This window comes from Natronorubrum bangense (genome assembly GCF_004799645.1).
Lineage (GTDB): Archaea > Halobacteriota > Halobacteria > Halobacteriales > Natrialbaceae > Natronorubrum > Natronorubrum bangense.
Genome location: NZ_CP031305.1, coordinates 1,451,718 through 1,470,534, shown reverse-complemented (window position 1 = coordinate 1,470,534; position 18,817 = coordinate 1,451,718). Strand labels below are relative to the sequence as shown.

16 protein-coding genes are annotated in these 18,817 nt (G+C 64.2%); 8 read left to right on the top strand and 8 right to left on the bottom strand.

Translation table 11 applies throughout. The features are described from left to right. Window positions 1-126 precede the first annotated feature (126 nt). The gene (locus DV706_RS07295; protein WP_006065273.1) at window positions 127-789 is read right to left on the bottom strand and encodes a uracil-DNA glycosylase; all 663 of its coding nucleotides are present in this window, start codon (window positions 787-789) and stop codon (window positions 127-129) included. Window positions 790-893: 104 nt separating this feature from the next. On the opposite strand from DV706_RS07295, the gene DV706_RS07290 reads away from it, so the two are divergent. From DV706_RS07290 to DV706_RS07280, 3 genes are all read left to right on the top strand, one after another. After that, on the top strand, window positions 894-2,072 hold the full coding sequence (locus DV706_RS07290) for a thiolase family protein (protein ID WP_006065274.1): 1,179 nt from the start codon (window positions 894-896) through the stop codon (window positions 2,070-2,072). Further along, window positions 2,069-2,434, top strand: a complete 366-nt coding sequence (locus DV706_RS07285) for a PhlB family protein (RefSeq protein ID WP_006065275.1) — start codon at window positions 2,069-2,071, stop codon at window positions 2,432-2,434. Before DV706_RS07290 ends, DV706_RS07285 begins: the two co-directional genes overlap by 4 nt. A 130-nt stretch (window positions 2,435-2,564) precedes the next feature. Further along, entirely contained in the window at window positions 2,565-2,801 is a 237-nt protein-coding gene (locus DV706_RS07280) for a hypothetical protein (protein WP_006065276.1), read from the top strand. Here the strand turns inward: DV706_RS07280 and DV706_RS07275 are convergent. Continuing rightward, window positions 2,798-3,052, bottom strand: coding sequence for a hypothetical protein (locus DV706_RS07275; protein ID WP_006065277.1), 255 nt, complete (start codon window positions 3,050-3,052; stop codon window positions 2,798-2,800). The two genes, DV706_RS07280 and DV706_RS07275, sit on opposite strands and share 4 nt — an antisense overlap. Before the next feature lie 117 nt (window positions 3,053-3,169). Between DV706_RS07275 and ileS the strand changes: the two genes are divergently transcribed. The 4 genes from ileS (at window position 3,170) to DV706_RS07255 (ending at window position 10,862) form a co-directional block, all read left to right on the top strand. Next, window positions 3,170-6,385, top strand: a complete 3,216-nt coding sequence (gene ileS / locus DV706_RS07270; RefSeq protein ID WP_006065278.1) for an isoleucine--tRNA ligase — start codon at window positions 3,170-3,172, stop codon at window positions 6,383-6,385. A gap of 853 nt (window positions 6,386-7,238) precedes the next feature. Further along, the gene (locus tag DV706_RS07265; RefSeq protein ID WP_006065280.1) at window positions 7,239-7,640 is read left to right on the top strand and encodes an ArsR/SmtB family transcription factor; all 402 of its coding nucleotides are present in this window, start codon (window positions 7,239-7,241) and stop codon (window positions 7,638-7,640) included. Then, entirely contained in the window at window positions 7,637-8,608 is a 972-nt protein-coding gene (locus tag DV706_RS07260) for a permease (RefSeq protein ID WP_006065281.1), read from the top strand. The genes DV706_RS07265 and DV706_RS07260 overlap by 4 nt, the downstream gene beginning before the upstream one ends. A gap of 88 nt (window positions 8,609-8,696) precedes the next feature. After that, window positions 8,697-10,862 carry a hypothetical protein gene (locus DV706_RS07255; protein ID WP_006065282.1) on the top strand — a complete coding sequence of 722 codons (2,166 nt, stop codon included), beginning with the start codon at window positions 8,697-8,699 and terminating at the stop codon, window positions 10,860-10,862. 55 nt (window positions 10,863-10,917) lie between these two features. Here DV706_RS07255 and DV706_RS07250 read toward each other — a convergent pair whose 3' ends face one another. The 4 genes from DV706_RS07250 to DV706_RS07235 all read right to left on the bottom strand — a co-directional run bounded on the left by DV706_RS07250 (window position 10,918) and on the right by DV706_RS07235 (window position 14,053). After that, window positions 10,918-11,460 (bottom strand): heme NO-binding domain-containing protein, encoded by a 543-nt coding sequence (locus DV706_RS07250; protein WP_006065283.1) that lies wholly within the window; start codon window positions 11,458-11,460, stop codon window positions 10,918-10,920. Between the two features lie 159 nt (window positions 11,461-11,619). Continuing rightward, window positions 11,620-12,474, bottom strand: coding sequence for a ribose-phosphate diphosphokinase (locus tag DV706_RS07245; RefSeq protein WP_049889693.1), 855 nt, complete (start codon window positions 12,472-12,474; stop codon window positions 11,620-11,622). Between the two features lie 90 nt (window positions 12,475-12,564). Then, window positions 12,565-13,095 (bottom strand): hypothetical protein, encoded by a 531-nt coding sequence (locus DV706_RS07240; RefSeq protein WP_006065285.1) that lies wholly within the window; start codon window positions 13,093-13,095, stop codon window positions 12,565-12,567. Between the two features lie 88 nt (window positions 13,096-13,183). After that, window positions 13,184-14,053, bottom strand: coding sequence for an HVO_0234 family beta-propeller protein (locus DV706_RS07235; protein ID WP_006065286.1), 870 nt, complete (start codon window positions 14,051-14,053; stop codon window positions 13,184-13,186). A gap of 81 nt (window positions 14,054-14,134) precedes the next feature. On the opposite strand from DV706_RS07235, the gene glmM reads away from it, so the two are divergent. Continuing rightward, on the top strand, window positions 14,135-15,499 hold the full coding sequence (gene glmM / locus DV706_RS07230) for a phosphoglucosamine mutase (RefSeq protein WP_006065287.1): 1,365 nt from the start codon (window positions 14,135-14,137) through the stop codon (window positions 15,497-15,499). A 42-nt stretch (window positions 15,500-15,541) separates the two neighbouring features. Here glmM and DV706_RS07225 read toward each other — a convergent pair whose 3' ends face one another. Further along, the gene (locus DV706_RS07225; RefSeq protein ID WP_006065288.1) at window positions 15,542-17,332 is read right to left on the bottom strand and encodes a site-2 protease family protein; all 1,791 of its coding nucleotides are present in this window, start codon (window positions 17,330-17,332) and stop codon (window positions 15,542-15,544) included. Window positions 17,333-17,644: 312 nt separating this feature from the next. Then, window positions 17,645-18,814: a DUF7118 family protein gene (locus tag DV706_RS07220; protein WP_006065289.1), complete on the bottom strand. Its 1,170-nt coding sequence runs from the start codon at window positions 18,812-18,814 to the stop codon at window positions 17,645-17,647. Between the last annotated feature and the right edge of the window lie 3 nt (window positions 18,815-18,817).

Genomic DNA, 18,817 nt, shown 5'->3' with positions numbered 1-18,817 from the left:
CGAGTAGACCCTGTCTGGCCACCAACATCTCGACCCGCCACGCGACGTGTCCAGCGGGTGGATGGCCATCATCGCTCCCTTGAGCAATCTGTCATCCCTCGAGACACGTGCTGTCTGCGGTGACGGTCAGTGGCGCTCGCCCGTCGTGCCGCGACAGTCCTCGATCGTCTCCCCAATCGCCTCGAGATACGCCTCCGGCTCGTACCCCAGACGCCCGATCCAGACGTCTTGATACGATGGATGCAGGATCGGGACGAGCCAGACATCGAGGCGGGCACACCACATCGGCTCGAGGACACACTCGAGAAAGCCCTCGAGCGTGCGGTCCTCGGCGGCGAGCACCGTTGTCGTCGCGTGTTTCCCGGTCGCGAGCACGACGTCGGGGTCGACGGCCTCGAGTTCCGCAAGTAGATGGTCGCGGCAGGTCGCGCGCTCCTCGGCCGTTGGCTCACGGTTGGTCGTTGGCGCCTCGCTTGCCGGAAAGCATTTGACGGCGTTCGTGTAGTAGGTCGTCTCGTCGTAGCCGAGTTGGGCGATCATGCGCCGGATTCGTCGACCGGAGTGGCGGGAGGTGTAGGCTTTCCCGGTCCAGTTACCACCTCGCCAGCGGTCGGCCTCGGGGGTGCCGTACCCGGGCGCTTCGCCGACGACCACGAGACTCGCGTCGAGTGGTCCAGCCCCCCACGAGATACACTCACGGCTCTCGGTGAGGGCTGGACAGCGATCACAGCCGGGTTCGATGACGTTTCGCGTGGTTGGAAACGCCGGGTCGTGATTAGGGGCGGGCACACTCGACTCGAGGCGCTGGAGATATTTTATTGCGCACGATTCGAACTTTCACACGATGCGACCGATTAGTAGGTTTAACACGGTGTTCGTGGGCACTGTTCCTGATGCCGAAACCACAGCAAGCATCCGAACGGGTTGCGGTCGTCGGAGCCTCGATGACCCAGTTCGGCCAACGCGAGGGCTGGATCATGGATCTCCTCGCGGAGGCCGGGATCGAGTGTCTCGAGGACGCCGGTGTCGATGCGTCGGACGTCGAGCACCTGTACGTCTCGAATATGGCAAGCGGTGAGTTCGAAGGGATGACAGGTGTACCGAACGCGCTGGTACACGATCTCGATGCGATGCCGGCGTACACCCAGCGCGTCGACCAGACGAGTTCCAGCGGCGGGGCAGGAATCTACGCGGCCTGGCAGTCGATTGCCAGCGGTGCCAGTGACATGACGCTGCTCGTCGGCGGCGAGAAGATGAGTCACCGATCAACCCCCAAGACAACCGACATCATCGCGTCGGTTACGCATCCCGTCGAGTATAAGACGGGCGTGACGCTGCCGTCGTTTGCAGGACTGACCGCTCGACACTATCTGGAGCGGTTCGACGCGCCGCGCGAGAGCCTCGGGAAAGTCGCCGTCAAGAACCACAAAAACGGCGTCGACAACCCTCACGCCCAGTTCCAGAAGGAAGTCGACTTAGAGACGATCCTCGAGTCACCGATCGTCGCCGACCCGCTGCGACTGTACGACTTCTGTCCGATCACGGACGGCTCAGCCGCGCTCATGTTCTGTCCCGAGTCGGTCGCGAAAGAGTACACGGATGAGTACGTCATCATCGCCGGCGTCGACGGTGCAACCGACACTCACGTCGTCCACGAACGCGAGGACCCGACCGTGATGGGCGGTGTCGTCGAGAGCGGCAAGGGTGCCTACGAGATGAGTGGCTACGGCCCCGATGACATCGATGTTGCCGAACTCCACGACATGTTCACCATCCTCGAGTTCCTCCAGATGGAGGGGCTCGGCTTCGCCGAGCAAGGCGAAGCCTGGAAACTGATCGAGGAGGGTTACACCGAACGCGACACCGGCGAGTTGCCAGTCAACACCTCCGGTGGGCTCAAATCGAAGGGGCATCCGCTTGGGGCGAGCGGTATCGCACAGGGTGTCGAGATCTACGAACAACTCATCGGCGAAGCTGGCCCACGACAGGTCGACGCCGACATCGGTCTGGCCTGTAACGTCGGCGGCTTTGGCAACTGCGTGATTACCACGATCATGGAGGCAGCACAATGACGATGGACGCCTACGAGTACGAGGACGGTTCGATCAGCTACCCCGGGCACCCGCGTGGTCCCGGCGGCTCGGAGCCAGTGGGTACGATCGATCTCAGCGAGTATACCGCCGAGGTCGTCACGTGGACGACGAGTATGGCCACACCGCCCGGCGTCCGCGAGCCGAACACGCTCGCGATCGTCGAGTTCGACGTAGAAGGGACGGCGGTGCGTGCGATCGGGCAGGTGACGACCGACGACATCGAGACCGGCGACGAAGTTGAACCGGTCCACGTCGAGGAACTCCGCGAACCCGGGGCCGGAATCCGGGAACCCGAGAGTCAAGACTGGGATGGCTATCGCTTCGAACCGAGTGACACGTGACGAAGGTGAACTACGAACCATCTCCTCGGTCACCGCGGACCGATTCGCTTCGTGAGCCCTGCCCCGTCGACTCACTCGAGTCCTCTTTGAGGGGACAGATTTACGTTGACTGGGTGGCTTCTCAGTAGCAATGGACTCGGCTCCCCCAGAAATCCTCGCAGAACTGCTCCCGCTTGTCGTCTATACGATTCTCGGCGGTGCGTTGACGGCAGGCGGTCTCGCTGTGGAGTACGCGAGTCTCCAACACTTCGGTTCGGGCGAGGCGATGGTTGGCATCTGGCTCGCCGCGATCGGCATGGTCATGCTCTATGCAGGACTCTACGGAATCGGCTACCAGAAGCTCTTCGCGTCGGTTCGCTCGAGCTAACTCGAGTTGGCCCGGCGGGACGCTTCGTACACGAGTTTGACCAACAACGCGAGAACGCCGCCGTAGTAGGTGACCGTCCCCGTAAGCCACGTGAGTGTGACCAGTCCGTCATAGAGGAATTGCAGCGGCGCTGGGTAGCCGCCCCAGCCCGTTGCACTCGTGGTAAGTAACCACCAGCCAACCAAGGCGATTGTAATGAGTTTCAGAACCTCCTGATCGAACAGGACAGCAATCGCGTCACGTGCATCCATACGTCGGCCGTTTCGAGTCCCTCCCCATAGACACACCGACCGATCGTCCCGGCTGTCACCCGCAGTCGGACCTGCGATATCGATTCCTCTTTACTATCCCAGCAACTTAGGTCACGTATGAGCAGGTTCGGCGAGGTCGACGACCAGTACGACCCCCACGCCCTAGAACAGCGGGTGTTCGACTACTGGGACGACGTCGACGCCTACGAGCAGACGGTCGAGCATCGCTCCGACGGTGAATCGTTCTTCTTCGTCGACGGCCCGCCGTACACGTCGGGATCGGCGCACATGGGCACGACCTGGAACAAGTCCCTGAAAGACGTCTACATCCGTTTCCTGCGCATGCAGGGGTACGACGTCACTGACCGGCCGGGCTATGACATGCACGGACTCCCGATCGAGACCAAAGTCGAGGAGAGACTCGGCTTCGAGAACAAGAAAGACATCGAGGAGTTCGGCGAGGACGCCTTCATCGAGGAGTGTAAGTCCTTCGCAGACGAGCAACTCGAGGGGCTTCAAGAGGACTTCCAGTCCTTTGGCGTCTGGATGGACTGGGACGACCCCTACAAGACGGTCGATCCCGAGTACATGGAGGCGGCCTGGTGGGGCTTTTCGAAGGCGGCCGAGCGTGACCTCGTCGAGCAGGGCAAGCGGTCGATCTCGTGGTGTCCCCGGTGTGAAACCGGGCTGGCGAACAACGAGGTCGAGTACGAGGACGTCGAGGACCCCTCGATCTACGTCAAGTTCGACCTCACCGAGCGCGAGGGTTCGATCGTCATCTGGACGACCACGCCGTGGACGATCCCCGCGAACACGTTCGTCGCCGTCGATCCCGACGGCGAGTACGTCGGCGTACGCGCACAGAAAGACGGCAGCGAGGAACTGCTGTACGTCGCCGAAGCCAAACACGAGGCGGTCCTCAAGGAAGGGCGCTACGACGACTACGAGATCGTCGAAGAGCTGACCGGCGAGGAGCTCATCGGCTGGTCCTACGAGCACCCACTCGCCGAACAGGTCCCCGACCACGTCGACGGCGAGGGCACTCTCGAGGTCTACGCCGGCGACTACGTCGACACCCACGGCGACGGGACTGGGCTGGTCCACTCCGCGCCCGGCCACGGTGAGGAGGACTTCTACCGCGGCCAGGAGCTCGGTTTCGAGGCGTTCTGTCCCGTCGGCGACGACGGCAGCTACACCGAAGCGGGCGGCAAGTACGAAGGCCAGTTCGTCAAAGACGCCGACGAAGAGATCATCGCTGACCTCGAGGACGAAGGGGCGATGCTCGCCTCGGTGACCACTACCCACAGCTACGGTCACTGCTGGCGGTGTGACACGGGTATCATCCAGGTCGTCACTGACCAGTGGTTCATCACGATCACGGACGTCAAAGACGAACTGCTCGACAACATCGAGGACAGCGAGTGGTACCCCGACTGGGCCCGTGACAACCGCTTCCGGGATTTCGTCGAGGACGCACCCGACTGGAACGTCTCCCGCCAGCGCTACTGGGGGATCCCGATTCCAATCTGGACGCCCGAAGGCTGGGACGGCGACATGGACGACGTGATCGTCATCGGCGACCGCGAGGAGCTCGCAGAGCGCGTCGACCAGGCGGTCGACCCCGAGACCGTCGACATCCACAAAGACACCGTCGACGACCTCACGATCACCGAGGACGGAACGACCTACTCCCGCATCCCTGACGTCTTCGACGTCTGGCTCGACTCCTCCGTGGCGTCGTGGGGCACCCTCAATTACCCCGAAGACGACAGCCGCTTCGACGAGCTGTGGCCTGCCGACCTCATCCTCGAGGCCCACGACCAGACCCGTGGCTGGTTCTGGTCCCAGCTGGGGATGGGTACCGCCGCGATGGGTGAGGTTCCCTACGACAAGGTTCTGATGCACGGCCACGCACTGGACGAAGACGGCCGCAAGATGTCCAAATCCGTCGGCAACGTCGTCGAGCCCGACACGGCGATCGAGCGCCATGGCTCCGACGCGATGCGGATGTTCCTCCTGTCTGCGAACCCACAGGGCGACGACATGCGCTTCTCGTGGGACGAAATGGGGACGATGGAGAACCACCTCCGGACGCTGTGGAACGTCTTCCGCTTCCCGCTGCCGTATATGCGCTTAGACGGCTTCGATCCGTCCGAGACTGACCTCGAGGCAGTCGACGAGGACCTCGAACTGGTCGACGAGTGGGTCCTCGCCCGCCTGCAGGCCACCAAGGCCGAGATGACTGAGCACTTAGAGGAGTTCCGACAGGACCGCGCACTCGAGTCGCTCCTCGAGTTCGTCGTCGAGGACGTCTCCCGCTTCTACGTGCAAGCCGTCCGCGAACGGATGTGGGAAGAAGAGGACAGCGCCTCAAAGAACGCCGCCTATGCGACGATCTACCGGGTGCTCCGTGAGAGCGTCACCCTGCTGGCCCCGTTCGCGCCGTTCGTCAGCGAGGAGATCTACGGCACGCTCGCCGGCGAGAACGACCACGACACCGTCCACATGGAAGACTGGCCGGCCGTCGAGGAGTACTGGGTCGACGAACAGCTCGAGGAGGACGTTGCCCTGCTGCGAGCGATTGAGGAAGCCGGCGCGAACGCGCGCCAACAGGCCGGGCGCAAGCTGCGATGGCCCGTCCCGCGGGTCGTCGTCGCGGCTGACGACCAGCGCGTCGTCGAAGCTGTCGAGCGACACACGACGCTGCTCGAAGAGCGACTCAACGCCCGCGAGATCGAACTCGTCTCGCCTGACAGTCAGTGGGGCGAACTCGACTACAGCGCCGAAGCCGACATGAGTAAGCTCGGCCCGGCCTTCGGTGGCCGCGCCGGCGAGGTCATGAACGCGCTCAACGAGGCCCGTATCGAGGAGACGACCCTCGAGGCACTCGAGGACGCCGTTGGGGACGTGCTCGAAGACGGCGAGTCGATCACCGAGGAGATGGTGTCGTTCGTCACCGAGACACCTGACGGTGTCGCCGGGACCACGTTCGGCCTCAACAGCGACGACCGCGGCGTCGTCTACGTCGACGCCTCGCTGACCGAAGACATCGAAAGCGAAGGCTACGCCCGCGAGGTCATCCGCCGTGTTCAGGAGATGCGCAAAGACCTCGATCTCGACGTCGAAGAGCGGATCGCACTGGAGCTTGCAATCGACGACGACCGCGTTGCCGACCTCATCAGGGAGCGCGAGACCCTCATTCGCGAGGAGGTTCGAGCCGACGAACTGGGCGACCTCGACATCGACGACGGTGCCCGCAAGGAGTGGGATGTCGAAGGCGTGACGATGGAGATCGCACTCGAGCCGCTGGCGGCTGCGGAAGCGTCGGACTAAGCGCGCCGAGTCGAGCGAGGCGATTTTTTTGGTCCAGGTTTTTGGAGGAGCGGTGAGCGCTAGCGAACCCGACGACAAAAAGGTGGATGCCGAGATCGCACTCGAGCCGCTGGCGGCTGCGGAAGCGTCGGACTAAGCGCGCCGAGTCGAGCGAGGCGATTTTTTTGGTCCAGGTTTTTGGAGGAGCGGTGAGCGCTAGCGAACCCGACGACAAAAAGGTGGATGCCGAGATCGCACTCGAGCCGCTGGCGGCTGCGGAAGCGTCGGACTAAGCGCGCCGAGTCGAGCGAGGCGACTTTTTGCTCTCTTGTGAGCGAAGCAAGATCAGCGAGAGCTTGCTCTCGCCAGGCAGATTTTTCCAGGAGCGGTGAGCGCTAGCGAACCCGACGGGAAAACGGTAGATGCAGACGAGCCACTTGCGGCTGCGGAAGCGTCGGGCTAAGCGGACGCTCGTTTGTCTCTGAACGGAGACGACTCGAATCGAGACGGTGCTCGAAAGCAGCCGTCCAGCGTCGCTCATCGAGTATGTTCGAATCGAAAACTCTCGATTCGAAAGGCGCTCCAAGACGAGTTCGGTGTGTCGACTATTTGTGCGTGGCAGTCGACTCGAGAGGAGAGTCGCGCTACCGGATGTTTTCGAGGGACGTACCAGAACGCAGGCAGTGCACCCACTGGAGAATCCGTCTCGAATCAGCTCGGCTCGAGCAAAACGGTTAAGTCGAATCGGACTATCCCGATATGTATGGGACTACTCGATCGCCTCCTTGGACGCGATACTGACGAGACGGATGATGACTGTTGCTGTGGTGTGGAAATCGAAGAGATCGACTCGAGCGACGAGGACTGATCGACAATGACCGATCAGCACGGGCTCGACGCGGACGGGCCGAGCGAATCGGCAAGCGGGACGATCAGCCGGATGAGCGGTGGTGCTTGCTGTGAAGGGGCATTTCCTGCAAACCGCATGGCAGGCGACGAACTGATCGACGACGAACTGCGCGTTTTCAAGGCGCTTGCAAACGAAAAACGGCTCCGGATCATCGAGGCACTTCGGGATGGAGAGCTGTGTGCCTGCGAACTCGAGACGATCCTCGATGCACCACAGTCGACCGTCGGCACGCACCTCTCACAGCTCCGCGAGGCTGGTATCGTACGCACCCGCAAAGAGGGGAAATGGACCTACTATCGAATCGCAGATACGGCGAGTCTCCAACTGCTCGACCTCGCCGCCGCACTGGGTGAGTACGAACGGTGATTCCTGCCGGCTACGAGACGGCGCTGATCGAGTCCGCCGAGTACTTCGTCCATCTGGCGCTCGTCCTCGCGCCGCTGTTCGTCGGGGCGTCGTTTCTCGTCGGTCTCGCACAGGAGTATCTGCCGCCGGAGCGAGTCGAGGCGATGCTTCGGTCTCGAGATCACGGGAGCGGAAACGTCCTCGCTGCTGGACTCGGCGCAGTGACGCCGTTCTGTTCGTGTTCGACGGTCCCCATTCTCGCGGGCTTGCTCGGTGCCGGTGCGCCGATCGGCCTCGCGTTCTCGTTTCTGCTTGCCTCGCCGATCGTCAACTGGATCGCTGTCATCCTGCTGTTCGGACTCTTTGGGGCCAGTGTGACGATCGCCTACGTCGTGATGGCGCTGTCCGCAGCGATCGTCGGTGGCATCGTCATCGGCACGCTCAACCTCGAGAACTACGTCAAAGACGTTCGCATCACTGCTGGCGGACGCGAGATCACGACCGACGGGGGAGCGACAACTGGTGGCACGAGCTGTGCGTGTAGCGGTTCACCATCCCGATCACACCGAGAGCGGTTTTCCGCGGCCGGTCGCGGAGCGCTGTCGTTTTTCTGGGATACGCTTCCCTACATCATCATCGGGATTACGATAGGGGCGCTCATCCACGGGGCAGTCCCGGAGGCGTTTCTCCAGCGAATCGCCGGCCCGTCGAACCCACTCGCGACGCCGATGGCCGCACTGGCTGGCGCACCGATCTACGTGAGCATTAGCGGCATGTTGCCGATCGCTCACTCGCTGGCCGAACAGGGGATTCCGATCGGGACGGTGATCGCCTTCGTCATCGGTGGTGCTGGAATCAGCATTCCGAACCTGATCCTGTTGAACAAGCTCTTCGAACGGCGACTGCTTGCCGTCTATGCGGGCACCGTCGTGACCACCGGGGTCGCCGTCGGCGTGCTGTTCAACACGGTGCTGGCTGGACTGCTCTGACGACGGCGCGTTTCGGTTCGTGGTGCAAGATTTTCTGAAAATAGTCACGTCGTAACAGTCATGGTTGCTGACTCGACAGAGCAGGGTAGTGATCACTCGAGTCGCCGTCTGTCTCGTCGTCGTGGTGTTGCTCGGGGCGATTCCAGCGGGCGTCGCCGGTGGCTCGGCGACAGCACCGACGCCCGAGACAACCGCCACACAACACACACTCGACGCCGGAATCAATGGTGGCGAATCGGCAGCCACGCCCACCGTGAACCGCGACGCAACGCGTCTAGCCAGTACGAGCGACGTCCTCGAGCGGACGACGACGCTCCGACAGCTCCCGGCACAACCAGGGACGTTCGAGACGGCGATGACGTTCGACGTGCCGGAGCCTATGACCGGCCTGGAGATCGACCTCGAGTCGGAAGCCGAGGTGCACACTGCTGAGGGTTTCGAGGCGACCGATCGAGGAACGTACCGGTGGGATGAGACGACCGAGTCACCGACCGTTCGGTTTACGATGCCGGCGAACCGAACGGGGACGGTCGACGGCCACACGAGCCAGCCCGTCGCCGAGACAGCGGCGATGGCACCGACGAGCGACGGAGAGCACGGCTACACCTTCCTCGAGACTGGCGAGTGGGGCGTCGTCCGGGTTCCCACCGTGGGCCTCTCCTACCGAACGGCGACCAGCGACCCGATCGGTATCGAGGAAACAGTTACCGTCGACGGCCCCGGCACAGCCGGCACGGAACTGGCCGTCTTTGGGGAGGTGACCGAACACGAACGGACCGTCGACGGAGAACGGATCAGGCTGGTCGTGCTCGAGGCCGCCGACCTTCGAGAACGACCGACCGAGATCCTCGACAGCCTCGAGGCCGCAAGCGAGCGTCTCGACGTGGGCTCGAGCACCACCGAGGCCGTCATCGTCGCCGTGCCGACCGACGTTGACTGGGGGTCACGAGGGTTGCAGTACGGCCCCAGTGACGCGTGGGTCGTCGCCGACGCGCCGCTTGCGGAGGCAACCAACGTCTGGCTCCACGAATACGTCCATATCCGACAGCGGTTTGCCAACCCCGGTGTCGGCACGGCAAGCGACAGCGAGTGGCTCATCGAGGCCCAAGCGGAGTACTACGCGGGCCTGCTCGCGTACGAACAGGAGTTGATCCCGTTTCGCGAGTTCAGTCGGTTACTCGAGCGCGGCACGGCGTCGCCGGCCGCTGATGCCGTCCTCGTAGAGCCGTCGACCTGGGGAGACAGCAATGCGAACTACCGCAAGGGAGCGCTGGTGTACGGTGATCTCGATCGACAGCTGCGACTCGCGACCGATGGCGACCGCAGTCTCGACGACGTCTTCCGGTCGCTGAACGCCAAGGATGGGCAGATACGCGAAGCCGACGTGCTCGAGGCCCTCGAGCGAGCCGGCAACCCGGCGATTCGAGAGCGTGCCGAACGATACACCCGAACCACAGAGACGCCGGAGCCGTGGACTCGATTCGAGCACCGTGACGCGTTCGACCAGCCACGGGCGACCATCGAGTACGGACTCGGCACGGACCCGATCCGCGTCGACGATCACCCCTGGGAGCGCTGGGATCGCACGGATATCGACGGCATCGATGACCGATGGCGTCCCGACAGCGGGACCGATCGCGGCGTGCTCGCAGTGCCGGCCGGCGAGCGCGTCACCGTTCCGGTCGCGGCCAGCAACGTCGGCGAGCGGGCCGGTACCGCTGATGTGGTTCTGCAAGCCGGCGGTGAGATCGTCGCCGAGAGCCAACACCACCTCGAAAGCGGCGAGCACGCGAGCGAGACGCTGTCGTGGACCCCGACAGATCCCGGCATCTACGACGTTCTGGTCGGAGACGATCGACTGACGGTGGTCGTTCGCTCGACGACGAGTCTGACCGTGACCGACCTACGGGTGAGTCCGGAGCGTATCGACCCCGGCGAGTCGGTGACGGCGACGGCGACGGTCACGGCCGGCGACGACCGGCCGGCCGCGGGCACACTCGAGTTCCAAACCGCCGCGGAGACCGTCAGCGGACAGCCGATCGCCCTCGCACCCGGCGAGACCGGCACTGTCGAGGTCGACCTCCAGTTCAACGAGGATGGGCGCTACGAGATCGTCGCTGGCGGGCAGTCGACGACGGTCACCGTCGGTGGCGTGCTCGGGAGCATCGAGTCGATGCCCGGCTTCGGCGGGATCGCCGGCGTCGTCGCGCTCGCAGTGGCACTCGCCGTTGTGCTGGTCGGTCGACGACGATAACGGATCGAGCACCCACGGCAGCACATCGAGCCGTCCGTCACTGGCAGTGCACTCGTTAGACGCGTTCCACCCGAAACACACACGTCTGGTCACCGTCAGCAGTACACGACGTTTCGGTGACTGTCGCGTCCGTCTCGAGTGCATCGGCCATCCCCTCGAGAACGCCCTGTGCCACCCCGCAGTAACACGGCTCCCGGTGGGTTCGGTAGGTCACACGAACGCAGTCTGGCGACTCGCGGGTTCCCGAAACGGCTGGCACCGCGTTCGCGTTCGTCGTCGTGTCGACGCTCTCAACGATCGACTCGAGACGCTCGAGGACGGCGAACAGGTCCCCATCATCGCGAACGTGCGCGGCGAACGTCGACAGGAGTTCGGGAGCGAGCGTTCGACCGAAATCACGTTCGATCTGCCGGCGGTCCTGGACAGCCAGCGACGAGAGCGTCTCGAGGATGGCTTCGATTTCGGCATCGTCGTACGACGAGACAGGGAGATACAACGTCGGCTCGATGCCAGCTCGGTCGACGATCGAGGCCCATGTCTCCTCATCGGTCTTTGCGATGACGTACTCCTCGAGTGTTTTGTGGATGATTCCGTGCATCAGGTCTCACTCCCTTCGGTTGCCCCCACGGGTGACGGCCAGTTGCTCGAGTCAACCAACAGGCAGCCATCGGCCCGGGCCGAATCGTCTCTGCGTGAGACTGTCACGTGAAGCGACTTAACAGTAACACCCACTCGAGCGCCGCCACGTCGCGCTCGCTTAGAGGTGTTCGGCGAGCGACGGCGCGACCGAGACGTCGCTCATCGGTCGTTCAATCGTATCCGTGCCGTAGATCGCCTCGACACCGGCTCGAGAGAGTTTCGTCACTGCGTTATCGGCGAGCAGCGGGTGGACGCAGGTGAGGAACACGCGGCCAACGCCACGGTCTTGCAGGACGGAGACGGACTCGCTCATCGTCGACCCAGTCGCGATGATGTCGTCCGCAACGACGACGTCGCGGCCGGCCACGTCGACATCGCTCGGGGTGATCTCGACGTCGGTGCCGGAGTGGCGTTTCTTCTCGAAGTAGTCCGTCTCGCCGTCACCGTAGGCGTCACGAACCGTCTCGGCGAGTTCGATCGCGCCCGCGTCGGGCGAGAGGAAGACCGGATCCTCGAGGTCGTCGGGAAGCGGTTCGGCGAGTCGGCCGGCAGCGTCGATAGCGGTCGCCGTCGGCTCGAAGAACTCACACACTGCTTCTTCGTGAGGCGTGACGGTCAGCACGCGATCCGCGCCAGTCGAGATGGCACGGGCGACCGCACGGGCAGAGATCGGGTGGCCCGCCTCGAACGCCTTGTCCTGGCGGCCGTAGCCCATGTACGGCAGGACGGTAACGACCTCGTCGGCGCCGGCTTCGCGGACGGCATCCTGCAACTGGAGCAGTTCGATGTGGGCGTCACTCGAGACAGTCGAGGCGACGACGATCGCGCGGTCGTCGTCGAAGTCGGGCGCCGCAGCGAGCAGTTCGCCGTCGGGAAACCGATTGTACTCGGCAGTGGCGAGCGAGACGTCGAGTTCACGGGCAAGCGCAGCGGCAAGCGTCTGCGAGTCAGCACCGCTGACGATCGTGGTCATACTCGAGTGGACTGGACGAAGCATAAAACCCGTTTTCGTTCTCGCGTACACCGTGAGTGACTCGCAGTGTCGTGGTGGTGGCTCGAGCGATTACGACTCGGCGTCGTCGATATCGGCGTCGCCGTCGCCACAGGGGCCACCGCTAGTATCACTCAGGAACGTCAGTGTCCCCTCTCGGCCGATTCGAACGTAGAGATTGAGACAGTCGGGGTCGTTCCATCTGGCGGGCGTAATCTCGACGGGCTCGCCCTGATCGAGGCGGGCGACCACGCGAAACTGACCCGGCTCAGTCGGCCAGTTCCGATCGAGGGTCACGTCCTCGTTTGCCTCGAGGGTCTCGGTCGACCAGGCTTCGATCTCGCGATCGAACTCGACGAGGACGTCAACCGTGTGTGCGGTCTCGCCCGAGTTGTCGACGATGACATCGCCGAGCACGGTGCCCTCGACGCTGGTCGAACTGTCCGTTTCGCTCGGTTGAGAGTCGGCCTCGTCACCGGTATCCGGTTCGTCGGCCTCGGTGGAGTCGTCTGGGTCGTCGTCGCTGCCGGAACAGCCGGCGACGGCGCCGGTCAGGGCAGTCCCGGTGACGGCGAGGAGTTTGCGGCGTGGAAGTTCGTTCATGTTCGGAGCGAACGAATTCAGGATAGTTAAACAGTCCGGCAGGGACGACAGTATCAATCAATAGCCAGATCGGGACTGTGCCGGCCAGTTATCGCAGGACGGCGAGTCCTGTCACGTCTCCGACGCCAAGTGTTCGCGAGCGCCACGGACCGTTGGCGTCCGTCGGCGTCGCCGAGAGGAAGGTTCCCCGTTCGGTGACGGCGTACCACGTCTCGCCGTACCCGACGCCGACGATGGATGACCCCGAACGGTCGTACTCCTGCCAGTCGTCCTCGCCGTAGGCATAGACCGTCTCCCCGGAGACGGCGTGGGCCCGTGCGAGTCGCCCCCGATCGCTTCGGGGGTCCGCGGCGACGACCTCGAACGATCCCTCGAGGACCTGCATCCAGCCATTGCCGAGTTTATAAAGGCCGTCGCCGGTGGCGGCAAGCGGGACGCCGGCCGCAGAGACGTCCCGGACGGCCGTGAGTCCGGCGTGGTCGAGCGTGCCGTCGTGAACGCGGTAGACACCGTCATCGGTGCCGATGAGGTCGCCATCGATGGCGCAAACCGTGTCGATACCGGCGGCCTCGATCGACTCCCAGTCGCCGTCGTCGGCCGGAACGTCTCCTGCCAGTCGGGCAATCTCGCCGTCGGGACTGGCCGCGAGCAATCCCGCGTCGTCGAGGCCGACGGCGACTGCGGGACCGAAGCCGGTTTCGATGAGAGCCGGATCGTCAGCTGCCGACTCGTCGCCCTCGGCTGGGGGCACCAAGAGCCGGACGTCCTCGTCGGTTGCGACCGCAACGATCCCGTCGGCCGCTGCAACATCGTGTGCGGTACAGCGGTCACAGAGGCCGAACTCGCCGACAGTGTCGTCGGCGACGCGGACACGGACGACACCGATCGAACTCGAGACGTAGGCCTCGGTGGCTCCCTCGCGATCGCCGTAGACGCGTTTCTCTTCGATCGAGTGCATACGTAAACGTCGAGTCCCCGCCCCGAAAGCGTTCTGTCTGCTCCGGAATCCCTTTGAGGTGGCCCCGCGGACTAGCGACTAATGCAAGTGTTCGGATCGAGCGGGACACGGGGCGTCGCCAACGAGGAGCTGACACCCGCGTTCGTCCTGCGCGTCGCGAAAGCGGCGGGGACGGCCTGGGGGGCCGATCGGGTTGCCATCGCGCGCGATACGCGATACACTGGACGGATGCTCGCCGATGCGGCCGCAAGCGGACTGGCGAGCACCGGAACCGATGTCGATCGGATCGGGATCGTTCCGACACCGGGGGCACAGTCGTACGCCGAACGGGAAGGCGTCCCCGTCATTATGATCACGGCGTCGCACAACCCGCCACAGTACAACGGGATCAAACTCGTCGGCAGCGACGGGATCGAACTCGTCGTTTCGGAACTCGAGGAGATCGAAGACGTGTTGTTGGGAGAGACGTTCACGGTCGCCCCGTGGGACGAGACCGGCCGCTCTCGAACGATCGACGGCGTCACAGAGACGTACGTCGACGAACTGCTTTCGGCAGCCGACCGAGAAACGATCGCCGACGCCAACCTGACGGTTGCACTCGATCCCGGACACGGTGCCGGCGCGCTCACCAGCCCCGAGTTCCTCCGGAAACTCGGCTGTCGTGTCGTCACCGTCAACGGCCAGCCCGACGGCAAGTTCCCTGGCCGGAACCCCGAACCCGTCCCCGACAACCTCGAGAATCTCGGTCAACTGGTCCGGGCGACCGACGCCGACGTCGGCATTGCCCACGACGGCGACGCCGACCGCGCCATCTTCTTCGACGAAACCGGTGCGTATGTCAACGGTGACGCGACGCTGGCTGCCCTCGCCGCCGCCGAACTCGAGGCCGGCGACACGACGGTCTCGGCAGTTAACGTCTCCCAGCGGCTGGTCGACGTCGTCACCGAAGCCGGGGCCGAACTCGAGTTGACGCCCATCGGCTCGACGAACATCATCACCCGGATCGAGGAACTCGAGGCGAAAGGCGAGCACGTGCCGATCGCCGGCGAAGGCAACGGCGGGATCTTTTTCCCGTCGTTCCGACTCACCCGAGACGGTGCGTTCACCGCAGCCCGGTTTCTCGAACTCGTCGCCGAACAACCGGTCAGCGAGATCGTCGCCCCCTACGACGGCTACGCGAACGTCAGACACAACCTCGAGTACGAATCGACGGCTGAACGCGACGCGATGTTGGATGCCGCCGCAAACCACGCCCAGTCGTCCGACGCCGACCTCAACACGCGCGATGGCTACCGACTCGACCACGGCGACGCGTGGGTGCTTGCCCGCCCCTCCGGCACCGAACCACTCGTCCGAATCTACGCCGAAGCCCGCGACACCGAGCGCGCACGCGAACTGGCCGATAAGCTGTACGAGACGCTCTCCGACGCGAAAACTGACGCTTAGGTAGGACGTTCTCGAGGACGAGCCCACCCCACCGAACCACGGCTAGCCCAGTACCGGACTGACGAGTACGAGCATGATTGCGCCCGCTGTGAGCACGCTCGCAGCTACCATCGCCACGGTCGCGACTCCGTCAGGGTCGTCGAGTGACAGTCTCGAGCCGATGCCTTCGACGGTCGTCGAGAGTAGTTTGGCACCGTCGAGTGGATAGCAGGGAATGCAGTTGAACACGCCCAGCAACAGGTTGAGCCACCACGTCCAGAACAGGACGTTCGCGGCGAGGAAGACGCCGCCACCGAAGATCGACAGCGGCCCAGTAACGGTGTAGAAGTTCGCGACCGAGCCGACGAAGCCACCGAAGTTGGCCGTCGATATTCCGCCGATCAGTCCGGCGAAGGGGAGTGTAAACACCGCCAGCGCCCGCTCGAGCGAGGACGAGCCCAGCCCATCCGCCGCGGGCTGGCCCTGGAGGATGGCGAGATGTTGCTCGCTCGGGTGGGGATCGACGCCGAGATCAGTCACTGTCACGCCGCTCGTTCCCGCGACTGGCGTGATGCCGAGGATCGCCTCGCCATCGTGGTCGCCGAGCGTGACGTCGGTCGTCTCGCGCTCGCCGTCAACAGCGAACTCGACCGTGACCGTTTCGCCGGGCGGAGCGTCCGCGAGCACCTCGAGCAACGCTTCAGCGTCGACGACCCGTTCGCCATCGAGGTGGGTGATGGTGAGCGCGTCGGCGTCGGTGACACCGGCTGCTGCGAGCGGCCCGTCGGGGTCGATCTCGGCGACGGCAACGCCAGCGACGATCGTCGTCGTGCCCTCGTCGGTCTCGAGGGTGGCGACTGTCTCGTTTTCGAGGGCGTCGGCGAACTCGCGTTCGGTGTCGACCGGCGTGTCGTTGACCGCCGTGATCGTGTCGCCGGGCTCGAGCGTGGGCGTCTCGTCGAGACGGTCCGGATCGCCCTCGAGCGTGCTCGTGACGACGACGGAGCGCTCGAGCGATATCGTCTCGGTGCCGTCCCGATCGCCGTCGACGGCGAGGGTGACGCGCTGGGTAGTCGCATCGAGCGCCGCACGCAGTTCGTCGCCATCCGCGATCGGGTCGCCGTCGACGGCCGTGATCACGTCACCGCGCTCGAGGCCCGCCTCGTCGGCTGGCGTCGCGGGGTACACACCGGAGACGGCGAGACCGGACACGGCGGCGATCGACGTCGAGACGAGTGCCAGCAAGAAGACGACAGCGAGCAGTGCCACCACGAGGTTGTTCGTGATCCCGGCAGCGTAGATCCGGGCGCGGCTGACCGTCGAGGCGGCGCGCTCGTCCGATTCGTTGAGGCCGACGAACGCGCCGAACGGAACAATCGCGAGGAAGATCACGCCCGCCGACTCGACGCCGACGTCCTCGATGCGGCCGAGCAAGCCATGGCCGAACTCGTGGACGAACAGGCCGACGAACAGGCCAACGACGATCTCTGGAGCCGCAGCCAGCGGCAAGAAATCGTTGACACCCGGGATCGCCAGCGCGTTTCGTGGCTGGTTGACGTCGCTTGCGCTCTCGGTCGTCAGTGCGGCATAGGCCGCAAACAGGACGAGAACGAACGTCCAGACGAGCAACAGCACCGAAACGGCTACGCCACCGGTCGTCACCGCCTGCCAGAGCCGGCGCGAGCGACCGCGTGCCAGCGAATCGAGCCGCTCGAGCCCGTTTCGCGTCTCGAAGGTGACCAGCGGTCCGAAGACGCTGATCCACGGCGGCAGCGAGCCACGAGCTCGAAGCCCCATTGCGATTGCCGTATAGATCACGAGCCCGAGAGCGATCCAGAGGGCAGTCGTCAGCATAGCAAACACTGCTCGCAGGTCTGATTGTTGTGGCTTCGCCGACACGCCACAGCGAGGTCGGCTCCCGAAAGACGGCGGTCAGTCTCCGTGTCGTGTCTCTGACCGTCGACGCTCCAGTCAGCAGTCGGCTGTGGGCCGTCAACCCAGAACTCACCGGGTCGCTGTGAGAGTAACTGCCGTCGAACCCTCGCTTCGTTCATCTTCGTGTGCTCGTGATTGGAACGGAATCGTATCAAAAGTACGGTCAACCGGGACGAGCAGTTGTCTGGGCATAGCAGCCAGAACACGAGACTCCGCGGAAGCCCGGGTCGTTCAGATCGGATCGTCAACCTCGAGTGCGTCTTCGATCGCTTCCCGTTCGTCCCGCAACGCCTCGAGTTCGTCCGCGATCTGGCCGTCAGCAAGCCGCTTGCGTTCGTCGGGGGTGAGCTGGACGACAGCCTGCGCGGCGGTCTGCAGCCGATCGTAGTCGAACTCGGGGTCGGTCGTGAGCCGACGGAGAGATCGCAGCTGGGCGACGACGTCCTCGTCGGCGACACGAGCGACGAACGGACGGATCTCGCGTATCTTTCGCCGAAGCACCCCCGCTTCGCCCGGCGGCCACGAAATCGTCAGTGGCTCGGCGTCGATCCCATCGAGATACGTCTGCTGGGTCGCGACTCGGCGTTTGAGTTCGTCCGCGCTCTCGACGTAATGGGAGAGTTTTGAATGTGAGTAGTTCGCATACTCGAGCAGTTCCGGAATGGTGTACTCGCCGGCAGGGTCGTCCTGAACGTAGTCAGCCAGCTCAGTCGGGGGCTGCTCGTAGGGGACAAACGGATACCAGCGGCTGCGCTCGACCAGCGAGAACACCTCGCGGGCCGACGCCTCGAGTCGAAACGCCTCGAACGCCGTCTCGATCGCGTCGTTGTACGCCTCGATCGGTTCGCGAAGCGCCTCGACGGGCGCGTCGAGATCGGCGGTTGCGAGTTCGAGCAGGCGCTCGCGGTCAGCGATCTCGTCGTCGAGTTCCCGGAGCCGTTTCGCGGCAGACGTCCGAGCGTCGTCGACGGCCTCGCGGGCCGTTTCGCGCTCGTCGAGTAACTCGGCATACTGAGCCGCCGGCTCCAGGGCGTCGTGGGCGCGCTCGAAATCCGACTCGCTGAGCCGGCGTTTATCGATCGCCTCGAGGGCGTCGTCGAACGCCTCACGCCCCTTCAGATCGTCGGGAAGGTTCGTGACCAGCGAGTCGAACTTCCCCTCGAGTTCGACGTAGGCCTTGAAGTTCTCCCGGCCGGTTCCCGTCGCTCGGTCGACGTAGCTCTCGAGTAACTCCGTCGCGTTCCGGTATGCCTCGGCTGCGTCGGTCACCGCTCCACCACCGTGGGCTTCGACCCGGCTTTCGGCCTGTTTGAAGCGCTCTCGAGCCCGTTCGAGGGTCTCGAGTGGTGTCTGGTCGTCCGCAGTGGCGTCCGCATCGGGGTGGTGAACGCGTTCGCTCATCCG